Source organism: Alloacidobacterium dinghuense, from assembly GCF_014274465.1.
In the GTDB taxonomy this organism is placed as follows: domain Bacteria; phylum Acidobacteriota; class Terriglobia; order Terriglobales; family Acidobacteriaceae; genus Alloacidobacterium; species Alloacidobacterium dinghuense.
In genome coordinates, this window is sequence record NZ_CP060394.1 from 6,125,143 (window position 1) to 6,146,109 (window position 20,967).

The window sequence follows — 20,967 nt, forward strand, 5'->3', positions numbered from 1 at the left end:
AACCAGTATGGGCAAGTTAACGGCGAAGTGGTTAATTGGGGATGAATAACAGATGGGATGTATCCAGCACTCTCAGAGGCGTCCTGCGTGTGCGCTTTCCCCGGAATACTTAATTGTCGCGAACAATAGCAAGCACCGCGGAATCTGCGGTGCTTGCTTGTGATTGTGGGAAGTATGGCTCAGAAGCTGTAGTGGAGCGACAGTTGGATCTGACGCGCCGGCGAGCGGACGCTGGTGATCTGGCCGAAGCTGGAGTGTCCTACTGTATTGTCGGGATTGCCATAGCTGGCAATGTTGAAGAGATTGAAGAAATCGGCGCGGAAGCCGACTGTCTGGCTTTCAGTGATGTGGAAGTCCTTGAAGGCGGAGCTATCGATCTGCTCGTACCCGGGAGCACGCTCACTGCCTACACTGGCGGTCCCGAACTCGTTATTTGCGGGATTTCCGTAGGCACAAACGCCGTTATCAACTCCCTGCGTAACACAATTTGTTGCGGTCGGGACAGATGGATCGGTTCCCCACCAGTTGTTGATGCTGCGGTTTTGAATCTTGAATTTGCGGTACTGGTTCGCGCGTTCCTGGCCGTAGCTATTGGTGTTGCTGGAAACAGGCGAGTTTATGGTGACGGGGAAGCCGGAGTAGGCAATGACCGATCCGGAGAGCGACCAGCCGCCGACGAAGGTATCGACCACACGGTTTACGTGAGATCCGAATTGCTGTCCGCGGCCGAAGGGAAGTGCATAGACGCCAATTGCCGACAAGGCATTGCGCACGTCCTGTCCGGCAGGGCCGTAGTCGGCGTGGCCGTTATAGCCATTCTGGAAGGCTCCATTCTGGCCGTTGACGTTCGGCACGCCATAGTTTCCAGCGCTGTTCGTCATAGCGCGGGCATAAGTGTAGTTCACGGTGTACTCAAAGCCGCGGGTGGCGCGATGACGCAGCGTCGCCTGTCCGGCGTTGTAGTTCATCATGGCGTTTGATTCGGTGAGCAGCAGAGGGCCGCCCTGACCGACGAGGTTGAGATAGGGAGCCGTGGCGCCGGCATACGGAAGCTGGTTAGCGTTGCGGTAGTCGATGAGGTGCTGGCCGGTTTCGCCAACATAGCCAACGGACAGCGAAGTGCTCGGGTTCAATGCGTACTCGGTGGTCAGGCTGAATTCCTGGATATAGGCCGGCTGAATGTTCTGCGGCCATGCGCCGTAACCCTGTCCGGCATAGTTGATGTCGCCGGGGTTGGAACTGAAGCCTTCCTCGACGGTATAGGGCGTGCCACCATTGCCTACCGTCGGCGCAAGCGCCAGCTTGTTGTTTGCCAGAACAAACGGCGGGCTGGAGGTGAGCCGCTGGTTGCCGGCGTTGCCTTCAAAGAAGCTGGAAGCGCCGTATCCGCCGCGGAGGACGAAACGGGGTGTTGCCTGCCAGGCGAATCCGATGCGCGGCATGATCTGCGTGTAGTTCGGTTGATAGCAAGCGCGGTTATTGCAAAGGCCCGAACCTGGTGCAGCGCCGGCGGGAATGCTGTGCGCGTAGATGACCTGACCGGTAGCGAGCAGAACGTTGGCTGTCTTGTTGTTGACCTCATACCAGGGCTGATCGAACTCGTAGCGGATGCCGAGGTTGAGGGTGAGATTGGGCATGATCTTCCAGTCGTCCTGGAAGAAGACGGCGGTGCGCCACTGGCGGTTGCCGACGAGACCATTAGGACCCGCGATTTCCGCCTGGCTTACGCGATCGAGCACGAAGTCGGCTGGTCCGTAACCGGCGCCGTTGGTGACGCTGGGATCGGGATTTGAGGTGAAATTACCGTTGTAGTTGAAGGTTCCAAGGAAGCCGAAGTTGTCGGCGTTGAAGTAGTTCTGCTGATAGCGGATGGCCTCAACGCCCATGCTGAAGAAGTGCAGACCGTGCTGCCAGGTGAGGTTGTCGCCATAGCTGAAGGTGTTGTCACGGATCACCTGAATGTTTGCCGGCGAGCCGAGATAACTTGCGTTGTTGTTGAGGCTCTGTCCGGAGAAGCCGGGATAAATCTGTGTCCCAAAGGGAATGCCGACGACGTTATTTCCAGTCAGGCCGAAGGCTCCTGTTGGGTCGGTGGGAATGCTGTTGTCCCAGCGGACGCGGGTAAATCCGATGCGGGCGGAGTTGACGATGTTGGGTGAGAAGATGTGCACCCAGTTCGCGCCGAAGAGCTTACTGGGATAAACGTTCTGTGGCGGGAAGCTGATGGGAAGCACCGCAACCTGGCCGTCAAAGGCGTCAGACTGTGCGTAGTAGCCGGTGATCTTGTCCGCATCGCGCGGGTCCCATTCCACTTTGAAGTCACCCTGATTGTTGACGATGAAGCTGCTCTGCGCTCCCTGATAGTTGTTCTGGAGTAGGTTGTCGGTTGGCGATGCATTGGGCAGAGGGTAGTACTGGGGATGCGCGGCGAGGTACTGAATGACCGGGTTCACAACCGGAATCTGGTTGTTGTTGTAAGGGGCAAAGTTGTTCTGCGTATTGTAGAGCTGGATTCCAGCCGGGAGCAGAGAAGAGAAATCACCCGCGCGCATGGCGCCGGTAAGGACGCTGGCCATGCCGGTGCCGCCGGTATGTTTGCGCACGCCTTCATAATCGGCAAAGAAGAAGAGCCTGTGGTGCAGGATGGGGCCACCGATCGTTCCGCCGAAGATGGTCTGCGTGTAGGGGTTCGTGGGAATAATGGGCACCTGATGCTTGTTGCCCCAACTGTTGGCGTCCAGGTTGTAGTTCTCAAGAAATGCGTAGGCCGATCCGTGGAAGTGATCGCTTCCACTCCGGAGAACGCTGATCACGTCTCCACCGTTGACGTTGCCGTACTCGGCAGGCGCGTTGGCAGAAATGACGTTGATCTGCTGAATGGCGTCCGGCGCAGGGTTGTAGGCGATGAGGTTGTTCTGGCCCTCGTTCATGTCAATGCCGTCGAGGGTGTAGTTGTTCGCCTGATTGCGGTTGCCGTTGATGGACGCGATGCCGTTGTTGTAGGTGTTACGCTCGATGCCGTTGCTGCCGGTCATGCCGGTGGGATCGGTGTTGATGGCTCCAGGGACGTACAAGGTGATGCTTGAGAAGTTACGTCCGTTGAGCGGGACATTCTGAATTTCATTGGTAGAGAGAACCAGACCGCGCGAGCCATCCGTGGTGTTGAGAATGGGAGCGACATCGGCTTGGACGCTCACGGTTTGCGTGGTTGCGCCGACTTGCAGTTTGCCGTCGATCTTGACGCTCTGATTGATTTCAAGTTGAAACGGCGGATATTGCGCTGTGACAAATCCCGAGGCCGAGATGGAAACCTGATATTGGCCGATGGGGAGAAAGCGGATGGTATAGACGCCCGATTCGTTGGTCGTGGCCTGGGTTTGGATTCCAGTGGCGGTGTCGGTAGCGGTAACGTTGGCTCCGGAAACAATCGCGCCGCTCGGGTCGGTCACCGTTCCCGTGATGTTCCCGGTTACGGTCTGAGCAGGCGTATTTCTTGTAACGAAGAATGCGATGAGGAGCAGGAGGCTACAACAAAGCCGCCTGCGTAGAGGGGAGGGTACTGGGTCGCACATTTGAAATGTGTCCTTTCGTTGTGTTGCCTTTGGTGAAACAAGTTGGCCTCGTGGGTTTTATCTGGCTAAAGGTTAGTTATTTGAGTAACTGATCGTCAAACAGGTGACATGGATTTGTGCTGGGAAACCCGAATATTTTCAACGCAATGAAAGCGTTTTCAGGGGATGCGGAGTAGCGGCAGCCCATTCGGCGTTACACATTTTGCCAACAGATGACGCGCGCACCTTTGGCGTCCACCTTGAGAGCAGATTTTGATCGGGTTACGGCGGGGTTAGTTCTCGGCAGCGACGGGAAGAATGATGTGCGAGGGGTGCTCAGCCGATCCATAGATATGTTGGGTGGCGGATTTGTAGTCGGACGGCGCAGCGGTCATAATGTTGGGCACGAATGTCTGCGGGTTGCGGTCATAAAGCGGAAACCATGTACTCTGCACCTGCACCATGATGCGATGGTCTTTGAGGAAGGCATGGTCCGCACCGTGGAGGCTGAACTTGAATTCTTCAGGATGATTCGCCGGGATCGGTTCCGGGCGTTCATAGCTTTTGCGGTAGCGACCGCGGAAGATCTCATCGACGATCATCAGCTGCGCTCCGGACATCTTCCCGAGCGAAGGATCGTCGGGGTAGACATCGATGACCTTCACGATCCAGTCGGAGTCTGTGCCGGAGGTGGAAGCAAAGAGATCTGCCACGATGTCTCCGGTGATCGTGACCGGCTGGTCAAGGACACTAGAAGTCCAGATGGCAACGTCGTTGCGCTTGCCCAAGAACTTTTGATCCTGCACGAGCCAGGTGTACCAGCCTGAGCCGGTCGGTGCGTAGGTGGCTTCAATGGGGCGCTTGCGGTAGGGAACCGGGTTTGCCGGATCAGAGGTGTAGGTAGTGAAGGCTGTCGCGTCGTTGCCTGCCGGTTTGGTGAAGCTGAGAGAACCGTCGGCGTCGAGATAGAGGTCTCTGGTCGTTACGCCTTCTTTTGGAGGCCACTGGTTGTAGTGCATCCAGCGGTTGGTTCCGGTCTGGAAGGATGCGGTGTCTTTGAGGTCGAACCCGCCTTCATCCTTTAAGTAGTGGGCGAAGAATGGCGCCTCGATCTGCGCGCGGAACTGATCTCCGGTAGACGCACCGAAGTTTACCTCGCCAAGAGAGCGTGTGGTGCGTGCCCATTGGCCATGATTCCAGGGGCCGAGCACAATGAAAACTTCTCCATTCTTGTCATGCGGTTCAAGCGCTGCGTATTCAGCCTGCGGTCCCCACATGTCTTCCTGATCCCACCAGCCGCCAACTTCGAGCGTGGGCACCGTCACTTTGGTGAGGTGGCTTTCAACCGCGCGGATCTGCCAGTAGTGATCGTAGCCGGGGTGGTCAATGAAGCCCTGCCAGGTAGGCAATACGCCGAATCCTGATTTTTTTATATCTCCGGAGAGCGAGCCGGCATCGAGGAAGAAGTCGTAAGCGTCTCCGTTGATCTTGCTGAAGGCATTTTCCTTGCTGGTTTCAAGGCCGATGGCGTAGTCGTATCCATAGCTCTGGCGCCAGGCTCCGTTATGGAAAAAGTCGTCGCCGATCCAAAGATCGGTCATGGGGGCTTGCGGCGAAATGGCCTTCACCGCGGGGTTCGCGTCGATGCCGGATTCGATGGCAAGAAAGCCGGGATAAGAGATACCCATCACGCCGACGCGGCCATTGTTATTGGCGACATTCTTCATGAGCCAGGCGACCGTGTCGTAGGCGTCCGTCGTCTCGTCAATGCCGTTCAGATCAGATGAGTTTGGATCATGATGGTCAACGACGGGGCGGTTCATCACAAACTTGCCCTCTGACCCATAGCGGCCGCGAATGTCTTCCATCACAAAGATGTAGCCGCCCTGCGCAAGCTCCGTGTAGCGGGCATTGATGGAATTGGAATTGAACTCATCCACTCCATACGGCGTGCGCTGCATCAGGATCGGCAGTGGTTGATTCGTGTCGGTCGGACGCAGCATGACGGCGTGAAGACGAACGCCATCGCGCATCGGGATCATCGCTTCATGGCGATCATAAGAGCGAAAGTGGTTGTGCTGGGGCTGATCGCCGACGCGGGTGGCCTTCATTTCGTCTTTGCCAGCAATGCGCTTTACGCCGATGACTTTGCCGGCGGCGTCGCTCAGAAAGACATAGCGAGGGTTGTTGCTGGCGGGGGAGAAACTATCTGTTCCGGTTGCGTGCAGGGGGGTATGCGGGATTCGGGTCGATTCGACCGCGAGTTGGCCGCCATCGGTGAAGAAAGAGAGTGTGATATCGGGCTCATCGTCGAAGCGGTATTGGCCGGCATATTTGCCTAGAGTGGCTGCATCTGCTTTCGGAGTGGCTGCATCTGCTTTCGCCTGCGAAGCCGAAGCCCCATGGGCCGAGAAGGGAGCTTGCGTCAGCGGAAGCAGGATTAGAGCAGCGATAACACAGGTGCGGAAAATACAGCGGCTCGACACAGTTCGATCCTTGGTTGCGTGGCTAAGGACAAAGGAGAAACATAGCAGACGGAGGCGTGAAGAGTTAGAGAAATTACACCGAGCTGAACATTTGTCATCGCGGCTGCGACGAATTGTGCCCGAACCGGGTGAACCGCAAATTCTGCATGGGCGTGGCGGACGTGGATTTTCAGCGCTTATGCGGAAGATAATTATTTTTGATGGGACATGGGAGAAGTTCATATGGGTGTTTAATTTAGGTGGAATCCAATTTTTCATTCATAACCCAGTTCATTTTTGTGTGCTGCAAAACTCGAAGCGAAATTGATTGAAATCTTATGGGTCGCTGGCACACAATGGGAACCTTACCGCAATACAGATAGCAAGAACTACGAACTAAAAGACCGCTGCGTTAGGAGCGGTCCTGCTGCACTTCCTGGAGGAATCTGTGACCAAGCGACACGCATTCTGCGTTCTCCTACTTGTGCTTTCCCTGACTTCACTCACATTTGCCCAGACTGCGACAACATCTCTGCGCGGAACCATCAAGGATCCAAGCGGTGCTGTCGTGCCTGGCGCGAGGATCACGTTGACGGACAATTCAACGGGCAAGCTTCTTCAAACCACATCCACGAGCGGTGGTGACTACCAGTTCAATCAGATTCCACCCGCTACATACACCATCAAGGTATCGGTGACAGGATTTGGCGACCAGTCAAAGGTTGCGGAATTGTTGGTGAATCAGCCAGCGACAGTTGACTTTGCTCTATCCGTGCAGGCAAGCGCAGAAGTGATAAACGTTACCGCCGAGGCGCAGACGTTGAACACAACGGATGCGACGCTCGGTAACTCGGTGACGAATGCGACGATCCAGGCGCTGCCGAGCGAAGGCCGCAACGTGCCGGAGCTGCTCGCCCTGCAGCCCGGTGTTCTGTTTCTTGGGCATGACAATGATCAGACGACGGATAGCCGAAGCGGCGCGGTGAACGGAGGTCGATCCGACCAGGGTAACGTTACGCTCGATGGACTGGACGACAACGATCAGGTAAACGGCTTCGCGTTTACCGGCGTTCTGCGCGAGACGCTGGATTCGGTGGAGGAGTTCCGCGTGACTACAAGCAATTCGAACGCCGATGCAGGACGCTCTTCCGGGGCGCAGGTGAGCCTCGTTACAAAAACCGGCACGAACAAGTTTCATGGAAGCGCCTATGAGTATCACCGGCCCACGTTTACCGTCGCGAACGATTGGTTCAACAAGCAGGCTCAATTGGCCAGTGGCGAACCGAATATCCCGGGCAAGCTGATTCGCAATACCTTCGGCGCCGCAGTGGGCGGCCCGATTATCAAAGACAAGCTCTTCTTTTTCGGAAATTATGAAGGCCAGCGAACGGCAGAGAATATCCAGGTTACTCAGACCGTTCCGACGGCCAGTTATCGGGCAGGAAATCTTACCTATGTTGCTAATTCCAATCCGGTAACACTGACTCCGGCACAACTTGGACAGCTTGATGATTGCTCGGGGCCAAATGTTTGCCCTTGGGGTGCCGGTCCTGATCCCTATGCAGAGCAGTATTTTCAGCAATTCCCGCTGAATAACGGGTTTTCTCAAGGTGATGGCTACAACTACGGATCCTATACGTTCTCGTCCCCGGCACCGGCGACATTGAATACGTCGATTGCAAAGATCGACTGGGTGCCAAACGAAAAGCAGCGTGTCTTTTTCCGGGGAAATTTGCAAAAAGATACGACTACGGGAACTGAGCAGTTTCCAGGTCAGCCAGCCCAGAGTTTTACCGACGACAACTCAAAGGGGTTTGCAATTGGCGATACATGGATGATCAGTTCCAACCTGGTGAACGACATCCGGTATGGTTACACGCGGCAGGGTTATAGCAATCGCGGGGTGGGCCAGGGGGACTATGTCGATTTTCGTTTCATGTCGACTCTAACCGCAGAAACTCGAAGCACCGTCGTGGACGTGCCGGTCAACAACATTGTCGATAATTTGAGCTGGACCAAGGGAAACCATAGTGTTCAATTCGGCGGTAACTGGCGCCTGATCCATAACAACCGCGGATCGGATCAGAATTCTTACAACAACGCAAGCACGAACCCGTACTGGCTGGGTAACTTTCCGCCGACTCCTGACAACATCGGGCTACCCGCAGTGGATGGGGGTTTCGGTAATTCGTATGAGATTGCCTACGACAATCTGATTGGCGCAGTGCCTTCGTTGACCCAGCAATCCAACTATCAGGTAACAAATGGCGGTGCATCCGGCAATCTCTTTCCGGATGGCACATTCATTAACCGTCATTTCAAGGCCAATGAGTTCGAGTACTACGTACAGGATGCATGGCGTATCCGGCCTAACTTCACGCTGACGTTCGGTCTGCGGCACACGATCCTCCAAACTCCATACGAAACCAGCGGCCAACAGATTGCCCCAACCATCGATACCCACGATTGGTTTATGCAGCGTGGCGTGGCAGCAGCGGCTGGACAGGCATATGAACAGGATCTGACATTCGCGCCAAATGGACCTGTGTATCACCAGCCGGGCTATTGGCAGAAGTCAAAGAACAATATCGCTCCTCGCCTGGCTTTTGCGTGGGCGCCCGATAGCAAGACTTCGATTCGTGGCGGCTTCGGTATTTTCTACGATCACTACGGCGAATCCATCGTCAATTCTTTTGATCAGTTAGGCTCGTTCGGGTTGACGACCAGCCTCACAAACCCCGCTGGAACGCAGTTCACCAGCACGTCCCCCAGGTTCACAGGGAGGAGTACATTGCCGTCAATTCCGTTGCCGCCGGCTTCCAATCCCATCTCCTATCCTTACCTCGTCCCGTCAAATTCATTCCTCATTACGTGGGGAGTGGACGATAAGTTGAAGACCCCCTACTCCGAATCCATAGATTTTTCGGTGCAGCGTGAGTTGCCGGGTGGCTTTACCGTCGACTTCGCATACGTTGGGCGGATGGGTCGCCATTTGCTGCAGCAACTCGATCTTGCAGAGCCGGTCGACCTTGTGGATACAAAAAGCGGGATCGACTACTTCACAGCAGGCTCACAGCTGTCAAAAATCGTCGATCAGAATGACGGCAACGGCCCTTACAGCGGCAACAACACCAACGTGAACGTTCCGGCTATTCCCTATTTCGAAGATGTCTTTTCCTATATGGCCGGCTTTGACTATACAGGTGAAAGCGCGACGCAGGCCATCTACAACAATGAATGGGCGCCTAACCGCTATGGAGCGGGCGAGACCACGGCTTTGGCTGACATTGATTACTTCTGCTACAACGCCAGGCTCCAAAAGCCCTATAACTGCCCGACAAATGCGGCTGGCAATCCGATGACGCGTTTCTGGCAGGACCAGTTCTCATCACTGTATGCGTGGTCTTCCATTGGCATGAGTTATTACAACGCGGGCCAGATTGTGCTGCGGCATCCTCTCAGCCATGGCCTCCAGTTTGATTTCAGCTATACCTACTCCCGCTCCATCGATATGGGTTCGGACACGGAACGTGCCAGCGAACTCTATGTTGGTGGAAACGGAGCAGGGAGTGGTACCTCAGCGTTCAGCACCATTCTGAATAGCTGGAAACCCTACCTGAATCGCGGCGTTTCTGACTTTGATACAACGCACCTAATTACCGTGGATTGGGTCTACCTCCTTCCGTTTGGCAGAGGGCAGCATTTTGCGGGAAATGTGAACGGGGTGGTGAATGCATTCATTGGCGGCTGGCAGTGGTCCGGTTTGAACCGCTGGACGACAGGGCTGCCGTTCACCATTCTCGCTCCAGGCTGGGCTACAAACTGGCAGATTGAAAGCGCAGGCGTGGTCACGGGCAACGTGAAGCTGCGCAAACATCTCGATTCAAATGGAGAACCGCAGGTCTTTGACGACCCTGATGCAATTAATAGTGGTGTGTCGAGCGGTGGCTCTCCCGTCCGGCTGCCGTATCCGGGTGAAGCAGGCGAGCGCAACAACTTCCGCGGCGATGGCATCTTCAATATCGATTCCGGCTTGTCAAAGACATGGAAAATAACGGAAGGGCAGAACATAAAGTTCGCCTGGGAGGTATTCAACGTCACGAACTCAGTGCGCTTTGATACGAACCCATCGTTTCTAAACTCCTCAATTACAAGCGGCACGCTGGGAGTTTATAGCGCAACGTTGTCGGGGCCGAGAAAGATGCAGTTCTCGCTGCGATACAGCTTCTAAGCACCCGAAAGCCATCAACAAGGCCCTATCTGTGTTGAGGAATAGGGCCTTTCCCTTTGCCTGTGAAGATTGCGATCAGGGTCTATTCGGAACCAAGCCCTTTCACCAACTGGTAGTAAAAATCGACACCCTTGTAGTACGAATCGATGGGCACGCGCTCGTCCTTTCCGTGGGCGCGAACATCGTTTGTCTCCAGTGCGATTCCTGAAATGCCATAGGTCGGCATCCCGGCGGCGTTGGTGAAGACTCCATCGGAGGCTCCGGTCGCCATGGTTGGGATGACGGGAATGCCCGGCCACATCTTCGCCACGATGGCTTCGAGCGGCTGCATGACTTCAGGCTTCAGGGCTGCGGGCGGTAATGCTTTGCGGTCGGGGGCGGTGTCGAAGGCATCGCCGGAGTTGTCGACGTAGCGCACCGTGATCTTTGGGTCGTTGAAGATTTGGATCAGATCCTGGCGCGTCTCTTCAAGCGAATGTCCAGGCAGGATGCGGCAGTTAACGTTGGCCTGCGCGGTCTGCGGCAGGGCATTGTTGGCGTGACCTCCAGAAAGACGAGTGGCCACGCACGTTGTGTGCATGATGGAGTTGTATTCCGGATTTTCAGACAGTCGTTGGATGGCAGCTTTGTCTGGAGAGGCACCGAGAATCGCCTTCATGTCCTCCGCCGTCTGCCCGGATTCGATGGTGCTCATCTTTTCAAAGTAAGCCCGCGTGATGGCGTTCAGCTCAAATGGAAACGTGTAATTCTGCAGGCGTTGCAATGCGTCGGCGATGTGATAGATAGCGTTGTCGGGCACGGGGAGCGAGCTGTGTCCACCAGGATTGGTAGCGGTGAGCTGGTAATCGCCGTAGAGCTTCTCCGTGGCGTCAACGTCCATGTTGGTGGGCTTACCATTCTGTACATCGACGCCGCCGCCGTCGGGATTCACGACATACTCGGCATCTATGAGATTGCGCTGATTCTTGATCAGCCAATCGACGCCGTTCGATTTGCCGCCTTCTTCATCCGCAGTGAGTGCGAGGATGAGATCGCGATCGGGCTTATAGCCTTCCTTCTTGAGGCGAATGAAGGTGGTGACGAGGATCGCGTCGCTCTCCTTCATGTCCTGTGTGCCGCGTCCGTAGTAGAAGCCATCCTTTTCGACAAACTTGAATGGATCAGTGGTCCAGTCTTCGCGGCGCGCTTCTACAACATCGAGATGGCCGATAAACAGGATAGGCTTTTTCTGGCCAGTTCCCTTGAAGCAAACGACGAGGTTCTTCTTGCGGTCGTTCGGGCCGCCGAGATACATATCGACCTTCGAGAAGCCGGCATCCAGGAAGCGCTGCTGCATGGCTTCCGATGCCGTCGTGACGTTGCCGACCGAGTCAGTGGTGTTGATCTCGATCAGCTGTTGAAACACATCGTGGGCAAGCTGGCGTGTTTGTTCGTCGACCTGGGCGGAGCAGTATTTTGGACTTAGGACAGATGTGAAAGCGCAGAGCGCAAGCAGGCTCAGCGCAGCGGAACAGCGCATGTATTTCCCCTTTCCAGTAAAGTCAAAAAGTAACAGATTGCATGGCTCGTTTGCGAAAGAAAGCGCATGCGGGAATTGTTTGGAGACGCGTGCAGGCGGATGTTATCGTCAACCAGAAAATAAGTTTCTGCAAAAGGTAGATGAGAGTGAAGAAATTTGCTGTCGCCTTGTTTTTTCTCTGCGGATCGCTGTGTGGCCAAGCGCAGAAATCAAAACCACCCATCACGCTCGATGAGTTCATGAACTCGACGGAAGTCCGGATGGCGAGAATCGCTCCGGACGGACAGGCGGCAGTGATCTGGACTTCGTCGCCTGACTGGCAGCACGACCGCTTCCGCGATGATCTGTGGCTCTGGCGGCAGAAGACGGGAACAACTGTGCAGCTGACGCAGTCAGGCTACGATTCAGCTCCCGCATGGTCTCCGGATGGCAAGTACATCGCGTTTATCTCGTCACGCGCTCTTGCCGATGAGGACAGCGAGGCGAAAGACGACGACAAGGAAGGCACGGAGAGGGTGTGGCTGATTGCCGTGGCCGGTGGCGAGGCATTTCCGCTCTACACGGAAAAGCTGGATGCGCATGCGCTCGCCTGGTCAGCGGACGGTTCCAGGATTTTCTTCTCCGTGCAGCAGCCGCTCACCAAGGCGCAGGAGGACGCTCGCAAAGAGGAATGGAAAGATGTGATCCGGTGGCGCGAGCAGGAGCGGGGCGACACGCTGCTGGCGATTCCGGTGCAGGACGCCATTGCCGAAGCGCAGAAGATTCCAGGACCGAAGGCATCCGCGAAGAAAGAAAAGGAAGACGAAGAGTCTCCATTGCCGAAACTGGCTAAGGTGTTGACAAAGAACGATCGCGAAATTTCTGAGATCGCTGCCGCTCCTCAGCAAATTGCATTCGAAACTGAATCCGTCTCGCATCGCATGGAAGGGCCTGCGGCGAGCGAAATATTCCTGGTCAGCACGAATGGAGGCGACGCGAAGCAGTTGACCCACAACCAGGCCGTAGAAAGCGGGTTGCGATGGGGGCCGGATGGGAAGCAACTCTACTTCAACGTGCGCGCCGCAGCAGGTTCGCTCGATGGCAAGTATCAGGATGTTCAGGGACGTTTGTACGTGATCGATCCTGCGAGCGGAAAAGTGGGTCGGTTAGGCGCGGACTTCAAAGGATCGCTCGAAGAGTACACGCTTGGCTCAGATGGAACTGTAATCGCAGAGGGCATGACCGGGACGCAGCAACAGCTCTACAAAATTGAGGAGAGCAAGGCGGAAGCTCTGAGCGGAGTTGCAGGCAGCTACTCAGGAATAGATGCTGCGAAGCAAGGGCACAAGCTGGTGGTGCTGCATTCCACGATCAACGATCCAATGCAGGCCTTTGTCTCCGATAGTCCGGATCAGTTGGAGCAAGCCAAAGCAGTCACGAATTTCAATCCCATCTTCCGGGAACGAGCGCAGCCCGAGTGGACGACCTATAAGTGGAAATCGGATGACGGCACCGAAGTTGAGGGAGTGTTGATCTATCCGCCGGGAAAGAAGGACGCGAAACATCTGCGCATGTTCACGCTGATCCACGGTGGTCCTGCCGATGCAGACGGCAACCACTTCGGTGCCGACTGGTACGATTGGGCGACCCTGGCAGCGACAAACGGGTGGCTCGTCTTCCGTCCAAATTATCGCGGATCGAGCGGCTACGGCGATGAATTCATGTTGCAGATCGAGCCGCATCTTGTTTCGGTGCCAGGCAAGGATATTCTTGCGGGCGTGGATGCTCTGGTGAAAGATGGCATCGCCGATCCGAACCATCTGACCATTGGCGGATACAGCTACGGCGGCTACATGACGAACTGGCTGATCACGCAGACGACGCGCTTCAAGGCTGCCGTGACAGGCGCGGGCGCCGTTGAGCATGCGGCGAACTGGGGCAACGACGACGAGACCTACGACGATGCCTGGTATCTCGGCGGCCTTCCGTGGGAGAAGCCGGAGTTATATCAGTCAGAGGCCGCACTTTTTCAATTCGACAAGGTGAAGACCCCAACACACATCGTTGGCGGAAATGCTGATGTGCGTGTCAGCTTTCTTGAAGATATCCTGATGGAGCGTGCCTTCCAGCAGATCAATGTGCCGCACACGTTTCTCGCGTTTCCCGGTGAAGGGCATGGATTGGATAAGAATCCCTGGCATGGCTACATTAAAGTGCGTGAAGAGTTGAAGTGGCTGGATAAATATGTCAATCAATAATCACTCAAAGACATGGATTGCCTGTTTCGCAGCATGGTTATTTGTTGCGAGTTGCCTGAGCGCATTCGCACAGCAACAAAAAGTCATCATCGATACCGATATTGGTGACGACATCGACGATGTTTTTGCTGTCGGTTTGGCATTGTCGAGTCCGGAGCTGAAGATTCTGGGTGTGAGCTCGGCGTGGGGCGATACCGAATTGCGCAGCCAGATGTTGGATCGCCTGCTTTGCGAGACAGGACGCAGTGATATTCCGGTTACGACTGGAGTGAAGACGCCGCGAAAGTCAATCTTTACGCAAGACGTATGGGCCAAGGCAGGTGTAACGCACGCGCATGGAGACGCCGTCGATTTTCTGCTCGATCAGGTGAGGAAGAATCCTGGAGAGATTACGCTGATCGCCATTGGCCCGCTCTCGAATATTGGCGCGGAGATCGACCGCGATCCTGAGACATTCAAGAAGCTGAAGCGTGTCGTGCTTATGGGAGGATCGATTCGGCGTGGCTACGACGAATTCGGGACGCTCAGTCTAATACCGCGTCCGCCAGACGCGGAATACAACATTGCGATGGATCCTGCTGCCGCTCAGAAGCTGGTGTGGTCAGGAGCTCCGATCTACATGATGCCGCTCGATTCTACACAGTTGAAATTCGATGAAGTGAAGCGTGCGATGTTGACAACGGTAAGCACGCCGCTCACAGATTCGCTGCAGGTGCTCATCGCAGAATGGCAGCGGGGGACGCATCAGACGACGCCGACGATGTTTGACGCAGTGGCCGCCGCGTATGCGCTGAAGCCTGAATTGTGTCCTGCCACGCCTCTGCATATTGATGTCGATGACAAGGGTTTTACGCGTGAGGGCGCGGGACCGGCGAATGTGAACGTTTGCCTCAGCTCTGACTCGGACCAATTCTTTCAATTCTTTATGCCAAGATTGCTGGAACAGAAGCTGAGTGGAACTTCTTCGTGTATTGCTAAATAGGTTTCGCTCAGCAAGGACTATGCTTCCGCTCCAATCGCAATCACAAAATACTGTGCCGGTTCCTGGCCAATATTGCGAACGCCATGCTCTTCGCCGGAATGCACAAAAGCAGCGGAGCCCGGACCGATCGTCGAGCTCTTGCCCGCGATGGTAATTTCGATGGTCCCCTTGGAAAGCAGGAAAAGTTCTTCGTGCACGTGATGGTGTGGCGGATGCGGCATCGCTCCGGGTGCGAGAACAGTTTCGTGAACCTCAAGATGCGCCCCCGAGTGGGTGACCCCGTTGAGAATAGGCCGCCCGGTGCTGCCGCCATTTGTGTGTGCCGTCATCTGATCGAACGGCAGAGCAAATGATGGAATGGGCTGGTCGCTCGTTGCCTGAGCGAGGGAAGTGCTCGAAAGTGAGCCCGAAAGGGAACCAATGATCAAAGGTAGCGCCTGACACAGTCCACGCCGGGATAAATCCATCCTTCATCCTCCAAATATCTCTGTCGACCAACTTAGCACCTTACCAGCGAAATGCTGTAGTGCTGGGCATCGCCGTTTCTCAAAGACACAGGCTTTGAGCGAAGCATAGAATATTGCGCAGGCAGGATCATGTATCTGGAAGAGCAGGTCCGAGAGCAAAATGCAGAGGTCGCTTCCGCATTCGCGAACGTTCGCGCCGAATCAGGTCGCACATTGCTCGAACTGGTGGACGCGGGCCCGGTGCTGCTGGTTTTTCTGCGGCACTTCGGATGTTCGTTCTGCAGGCAGGCTATTGATGATGTCTCAAAAGTACGCAGTGTCCTGGCAGATCGAGGCATTCGACCGGTCTTTGTGCACATGGGAACCCCGGAGCGAGCCAAACCCTATTTCGACTATTACGATCTGGCCGACACCGAGCGCATCAGCAATCCCGACGGATCGTTTTATCACAGTCCAGTCTTCGAATTAGGCCGCGTGTCGCTCCTGCGAATTCTCTTCCAACCAGCAGTCTGGAAAGGCTGGATGCAGAACGCCATGATCAAGCACGGCATTGGCCTGATACGCGAGGACGCATCGCAGATGCCCGGAGTTTTCTTCCTGCGCGATCGCAAGATCGTCCGATCATTCCGGCATCGCACCATCGCCGATCGTCCCGACTACCTGCGGCTTGTCGCCTGACGCGGTTTTCTGATTTCCGATAGACTTTGCTTTCGACCATGAACCTTTTAGAAATTCAATCCGCTCTTCGTGACCTGAAGCTGGACGCATGGCTTTTTTACGATCACCACCACCGCGATCCCATCGGCGAGCATATTCTCGGGCTCGATCCGCATGCGCATATCACGCGTCGTTGGTACTACGTAATTCCCGCACAGGGCGAGCCGCACAAACTCGTTCATCGCATCGAGCAGGCGCGCCTGGATTCATTGCCGGGCGGCAAAACGCGGTACTCATCCTGGCAGGAACTGCAAAGCGGGTTGGAGACAATGCTTGCCCCATACCACCGCATCGCCATGCAATACTCTCCGCGGAACGCCATTATGTATGTCGCCATGGTCGACGCCGGCACGGTAGAGTTGCTCCGGGAAATGGGTAAGACCATCGTCAGTTCGGCCGATCTGGTGAGCCAGTTTGAGGCTGTGCTTTCCGAGGAGCAAATCGCCAGCCACTACGAAGCGCAACAAGCGCTCGATGAAATTCTGGCCGAAGGATTTCGCGCGATCGATCGTAGGTTGAAGAGTGGTATCACCGAATACGAAATGATGACCTGGTTCCAGCAGGCCATCGAGCGGGCAGAGATGGTGACGGAGAATGGTCCAAATGTTTCCGTCAACGAAAACTCCTCCGATTCGCACTATGAGCCGACTGCTGCGCACTCGCGCAAAATTCAGAGCGGAGACTTTCTTTTGATCGATATATGGGCACGCAAAAACCGGCCCGGAACCTGCTGGTACGACATTACCTGGACCGGTCTCGTGGGACGCGAACCGTCTGAGCGTGAAAACCATGTCTTTCAAACGGTAAAAAATGCGCGGGACGCCGCCATTCGTATCGTGCAGGATGCCTTTGCGCAGAAGAAACCAATCGCCGGATGGCAGGCTGACGACGCGGCGCGGGGCGTAATTCGCGAGGCCGGACTTGAGTCGTTTTTCACGCATCGTACCGGACACAATATCGGCACGGAAATTCACGGAGGCGGAGCGCATCTGGACAATCTGGAGACGCATGATGAGCGCCGCATTTTGCCATTCACCTGCTTTTCCGTAGAACCGGGCGTCTATCTGCCGGAGTTCGGCATTCGCAGCGAGATCAACATGATCACCTCGCGCGACAAGGCAGAGGTAACCGGGCGAATCCAGCAGGAACTGGTGCGGATCTAAAGCGATCGTTGCAGCGTGCTCGTGAACTGCATCCAAAAGATAAGACTCAAGTGCGGTCCAATTCTTACATGATCTGGTTTGTGGGCGCGGTGGTCTGGTGGATCGATGCCGCGCTGCACCTTTATGGTGGGTCACTTAGACATGCTGCGTTGGCGGTCGCGATCTCACTGCTCTTTCTTTTGGCCGGTATCGTTTTTCGCAGACAAGCTCTGCGCAAGTAGATTTCAGCTGGACGACTCTTCGGTAACAACAACCTCGTAGATGGCAACCCGCTGATCATAACGGGTCAGTAAACTGCGTCCAGCCTCGGGAATAATGATGTAGCCAAACTCCTCCCCGGCAGCCGCTCGCACCGATTCGAGCGAGTCAAAATGGGTTACCGCGACGAATTCCACTTCCTGAAACAGGTTGCGACGTAGAAGTTTGCCGCCCAGAAAGCCGCGAACTTCGCGCAGTTTCGGAAAGACTTCCGTGCGAATGAAAGATTCGTACGCGTCAGCATTTTCCGGCGAGGTGTAGCCCTGCCATAGTCGGGTGATCATACAGACTTCTCCGGCGAGAAGGATGATACAGACAGGTCCCGAATTCAGGGGAGGGCGCCAGAGACCTTTCGGTCTCTGGCTTTCATCTTAAACTGCTGAGCTGGCTAGACTGTTCGTTGCCAGCTGCTCTGTCTCTACAAGCGAAATGCACTCTTCCAGAATGTCCAGCGCAATCGCAGCTTCATGTTCATTTGCAATCAGCGGTGGTGCAAGACGGATGGATGTTTCGCCGCAGCCGAGAATCAGAAGACCGCGCTCGAAAGCGAGTTCTACGATGCGGTCGCGCCATGGCCCGGCCACTTCACGCGATGCCTGATCCTTGACAATCTCAATGCCGATCATCAGGCCCCGTCCGCGGACATCGCCAACTATTGAATGCCTTGCCGGCCAGGCGCGGAGGCGGTTCATCATCTGTTCGCCGAGCACCGCGGCATTGGCGATGCCTTCGCGTTCAAGCACGTCCATCGTCGCGAGCGCTGCGGCGATGGAGATCGGATTACCGCCGAAGGTTGAGGCATGGGAGCCGGGCTTCCAGTCCATAATCTCGGCGCGCGTCATGCAGATGCCGAGAGGCATGCCGGAAGCGATGCCCTTGGCCATGCAGACGATATCGGGCGCTACACCGGAGTGTTCGATGGCCCACCATTTGCCGGTGCGGCCCGCTCCGGACTGTACCTCATCGGCGACCAGGAGGATGCCGTACTTGTCGCAAATGCGGCGCAGTTCCTGCATGAAGATGTCCGGCGCCACAACATAGCCGCCTTCGCCCTGAATCGGCTCGATGAAGATCGCTGCGACTTCCTCGGGCGGAAGTGTCGTCTTGAAGAGTTTCTCTTCGATATAGCGCGCGCAACCAAGGGCAAACTTTTCTTCTTCCTGCGGACCGCCGCTACAGCCGCGATAGGCGTACGGATAGCGCACGTGCGTAACGCCGGGCATCAACGGAGAGAAACGGCGACGCTGTTGCGGCTTCGACGCGGTGAGGGAAAGCGCGCCCATCGTGCGTCCGTGGAATGCGCCGAAGAATGCGATCACGTTCTGGCGCTGCGTATGGTAACGGGCGATCTTCAGCGCGCACTCGACAGCTTCAGCGCCGGAGTTGCCGTAGTAGAAACGGTGTGGTCCAGGCATGGGAGCGACTGCAGATAGCCGCTCAGCCAGCGTTACCAGCGATTCATAATAAAAATCTGTGCCGGAGATGTGAATCAGCTCGGCAGCCTGTCTCTGGATGGCTGCAACCACTTCCGGGTGACAGTGTCCGGTTGAAGTGACAGCAATCCCCGCGGCAAAGTCGAGGAACTCATTGCCGTCCACGTCTTCCACGCGCATGCCGCGTCCGCGCTTCGCTACCATCGGGTAGGAACGCGTATAGCTGGGCGAGATGAGGCGGTCGTCTTCCTCGACGATGTGCTTGGCCTTGGGGCCGGGCAGAGTCCCGTTGAGCTTCGGGCCAAATTTGCTCAGAATCTCAGTCGACTGCATGTTGTTCTCCTTGTAGGGCCTTGGTTTTGGCTTCAGCCTTGTTTCGTTTCCAGAAACGCCGCATTTGTTGGCGGCGATACGGCTGCTAATCGGAGGAGTCTTTCTTCCGTCGATGACACTGACGCGGCTGGCTGGGTCGTTTGGTCCTTGCCGGGTGCGCGGTCGAGCGTCACGGGCAGCGGCGACTAATCGCTGCCGAAGAGGCTAGGTCGCGTCCGCGTGGGCAGAACGCAGAGATGTCTGCGGGGAGCAATGGTGCGCGCAAAGGCCTCGCTCCAGCGTCTGGGGCTGGAGGCGGAGCTTACAACGGCTATGTGCCTGTCAATGCGCATACGGTCCCTGCGTGAGGAGAGGATAGCACGCGGATGTATGGGGCTGGAAGCAGGAAAAGCAGTGTCGATCCCGAATGTCCTCAGCGGTTTCGCGGGCGCTGCCCCCAATTCCCTATTTGAAAACGACTTGCATATGCCCGAATGCAAGATAATCTTCATCCAGGATTGTCTCCATCTGGATAATCTGTAGAGCGAATGGAAAAAAGAAAGCATCTGTCACTCAAGGTCGTGGATTCCAGTAGGTTCACGCCCGGGATGGCGAGATACAAGGAGAGGTAGCTATTTACATGACCCGCCGGAGTGCGGCTTCGCTGGCCATTCCCATCGCGTTTGGCTGCGTGTATTTCTTCTGGGGATCGACCTATACCGCCATCAAGGTCGGGGTTCAGTATCTGCATCCGCTGGTTTTGGGTGGAGTGCGGTTCCTGATTGCCGGAACCCTGATGCTCGCCTTCTGCAGGCTTCGGGGAATACACATCTGGCTTCCATGGCGTCAGCTGGGATGGCTCGCGGTCGTCGGTTTGCTTCTGCTTGGCGGCGGAAATATCGGCCTTGTCTTCAGTGAACGCTACATTGCGAGCGGTCTGGCGGCGTTGCTGGTGGCCGTGATGCCGCTGTACGTCGCTATTCTCAGCATGTTGCTTCCCCGCGGAGAAAGACTGCAGGCGCGCGGATGGCTTGGTCTCGCCCTTGGACTTGTAGGATTGATCGCACTCCTGGCGCCGGGGTTACATCAGCAGGGACAAGGGCAAAATGGGCAGGTCTTGGGAAGCGTGATCGTGCTGAGCGCCGCATTTCTGTGGGCTGTGGGTTCAATCTTGTCGCGCGAATTGAAATTGCCGGTAAACCCAATGGTCGCCGCAGGATGGCAAATGCTGGCAGCGGGAACTGCCAGCTCGGTTGCCGCGTTCGTAGTGAGTGGCTGGCATCAAGCCCACTGGACCCGCAGCGCAGCCGGAGCAGTCGGATACCTGGTGACATTTGGCTCGCTTGTGGGATACACCGCATTCGTCTGGCTGCTCGACCACGTTCCGGTACCCAAGGTCGCAACCTATGCTTACGTCAATCCGGTGGTCGCCGTAATTCTCGGAGGGATATTCCTGGGTGAGCGGATGGTAAGCACCGAATACGCGGGAATGATTGCGATCGTGATTGCTGTCGCCCTGGTGACTTCGTCTCGCATCCGGGTTGAAGACCAAAGTCGAAAACCGGCCGTGGCCGAACGCCAGCCGGTGAAAGCCTAATAAGAGTCCGCGCAACCTTGATCCACCTTCTGCGT

General features: G+C 55.9%; 13 protein-coding genes. 7 read left to right on the plus strand and 6 right to left on the minus strand.

Features of this window, described 5'->3' with window-relative positions; genetic code table 11:
- Positions 1-179: 179 nt before the first annotated feature.
- Positions 180-3,572, minus strand: coding sequence for a TonB-dependent receptor (locus H7849_RS25785; RefSeq protein ID WP_186743303.1), 3,393 nt, complete (start codon positions 3,570-3,572; stop codon positions 180-182).
- Positions 3,573-3,844: 272 nt separating this feature from the next.
- Positions 3,845-6,037, minus strand: a complete 2,193-nt coding sequence (locus H7849_RS25790) for a CocE/NonD family hydrolase (RefSeq protein ID WP_251106495.1) — start codon at positions 6,035-6,037, stop codon at positions 3,845-3,847.
- A gap of 427 nt (positions 6,038-6,464) precedes the next feature.
- Here H7849_RS25790 and H7849_RS25795 point away from each other — a divergent pair, with 427 nt between their 5' ends.
- Entirely contained in the window at positions 6,465-10,247 is a 3,783-nt protein-coding gene (locus H7849_RS25795; protein ID WP_186743304.1) for a TonB-dependent receptor, read from the plus strand.
- A gap of 82 nt (positions 10,248-10,329) precedes the next feature.
- Here the strand turns inward: H7849_RS25795 and H7849_RS25800 are convergent, their stop codons facing one another.
- On the minus strand, positions 10,330-11,766 hold the full coding sequence (locus tag H7849_RS25800) for a M20/M25/M40 family metallo-hydrolase (protein WP_186743305.1): 1,437 nt from the start codon (positions 11,764-11,766) through the stop codon (positions 10,330-10,332).
- A 140-nt stretch (positions 11,767-11,906) separates the two neighbouring features.
- Between H7849_RS25800 and H7849_RS25805 the strand changes: the two genes are divergently transcribed.
- Complete coding sequence (locus tag H7849_RS25805) at positions 11,907-14,003, plus strand: S9 family peptidase (protein ID WP_186743306.1); 2,097 nt, start codon at positions 11,907-11,909, stop codon at positions 14,001-14,003.
- Complete coding sequence (locus tag H7849_RS25810; protein WP_186743307.1) at positions 13,990-14,985, plus strand: nucleoside hydrolase; 996 nt, start codon at positions 13,990-13,992, stop codon at positions 14,983-14,985. The genes H7849_RS25805 and H7849_RS25810 overlap by 14 nt, the downstream gene beginning before the upstream one ends.
- 17 nt (positions 14,986-15,002) lie before the next feature.
- Here H7849_RS25810 and H7849_RS25815 read toward each other — a convergent pair whose 3' ends face one another.
- Entirely contained in the window at positions 15,003-15,413 is a 411-nt protein-coding gene (locus tag H7849_RS25815) for a cupin domain-containing protein (RefSeq protein WP_186743308.1), read from the minus strand.
- A 168-nt stretch (positions 15,414-15,581) separates the two neighbouring features.
- Here H7849_RS25815 and H7849_RS25820 point away from each other — a divergent pair, with 168 nt between their 5' ends.
- From H7849_RS25820 to H7849_RS25830, 3 genes are read left to right on the plus strand one after another with little or no spacing between them, the layout of a single operon-like run.
- Positions 15,582-16,130 carry a SelL-related redox protein gene (locus H7849_RS25820; RefSeq protein WP_186743309.1) on the plus strand — a complete coding sequence of 183 codons (549 nt, stop codon included), beginning with the start codon at positions 15,582-15,584 and terminating at the stop codon, positions 16,128-16,130.
- Positions 16,131-16,168: 38 nt separating this feature from the next.
- Complete coding sequence (locus H7849_RS25825) at positions 16,169-17,332, plus strand: M24 family metallopeptidase (RefSeq protein WP_186743310.1); 1,164 nt, start codon at positions 16,169-16,171, stop codon at positions 17,330-17,332.
- Between the two features lie 50 nt (positions 17,333-17,382).
- Positions 17,383-17,553 (plus strand): hypothetical protein, encoded by a 171-nt coding sequence (locus H7849_RS25830; RefSeq protein WP_186743311.1) that lies wholly within the window; start codon positions 17,383-17,385, stop codon positions 17,551-17,553.
- 3 nt (positions 17,554-17,556) lie between these two features.
- Here H7849_RS25830 and H7849_RS25835 read toward each other — a convergent pair whose 3' ends face one another.
- On the minus strand, positions 17,557-17,874 hold the full coding sequence (locus H7849_RS25835; RefSeq protein WP_186743312.1) for an antibiotic biosynthesis monooxygenase family protein: 318 nt from the start codon (positions 17,872-17,874) through the stop codon (positions 17,557-17,559).
- 87 nt (positions 17,875-17,961) lie between these two features.
- Positions 17,962-19,356, minus strand: coding sequence for an acetyl ornithine aminotransferase family protein (locus tag H7849_RS25840; RefSeq protein ID WP_186743313.1), 1,395 nt, complete (start codon positions 19,354-19,356; stop codon positions 17,962-17,964).
- A 619-nt stretch (positions 19,357-19,975) separates the two neighbouring features.
- On the opposite strand from H7849_RS25840, the gene H7849_RS25845 reads away from it, so the two are divergent.
- Positions 19,976-20,932: an EamA family transporter gene (locus H7849_RS25845; RefSeq protein WP_186743314.1), complete on the plus strand. Its 957-nt coding sequence runs from the start codon at positions 19,976-19,978 to the stop codon at positions 20,930-20,932.
- Positions 20,933-20,967 lie beyond the last annotated feature (35 nt).

Coding starts and splice junctions, on each gene's coding strand:
- H7849_RS25785 (WP_186743303.1), bottom strand. CDS start 3,572: ATGTGCGACCCAGTACCCTCCCCTCTACGCAGGCGGCTTTGTTGTAGC.
- H7849_RS25800 (WP_186743305.1), bottom strand. CDS start 11,766: ATGCGCTGTTCCGCTGCGCTGAGCCTGCTTGCGCTCTGCGCTTTCACA.
- H7849_RS25805 (WP_186743306.1), top strand. CDS start 11,907: ATGAGAGTGAAGAAATTTGCTGTCGCCTTGTTTTTTCTCTGCGGATCG.
- H7849_RS25810 (WP_186743307.1), top strand. CDS start 13,990: ATGTCAATCAATAATCACTCAAAGACATGGATTGCCTGTTTCGCAGCA.
- H7849_RS25820 (WP_186743309.1), top strand. CDS start 15,582: ATGTATCTGGAAGAGCAGGTCCGAGAGCAAAATGCAGAGGTCGCTTCC.
- H7849_RS25825 (WP_186743310.1), top strand. CDS start 16,169: ATGAACCTTTTAGAAATTCAATCCGCTCTTCGTGACCTGAAGCTGGAC.
- H7849_RS25835 (WP_186743312.1), bottom strand. CDS start 17,874: ATGATCACCCGACTATGGCAGGGCTACACCTCGCCGGAAAATGCTGAC.
- H7849_RS25840 (WP_186743313.1), bottom strand. CDS start 19,356: ATGCAGTCGACTGAGATTCTGAGCAAATTTGGCCCGAAGCTCAACGGG.
- H7849_RS25845 (WP_186743314.1), top strand. CDS start 19,976: ATGACCCGCCGGAGTGCGGCTTCGCTGGCCATTCCCATCGCGTTTGGC.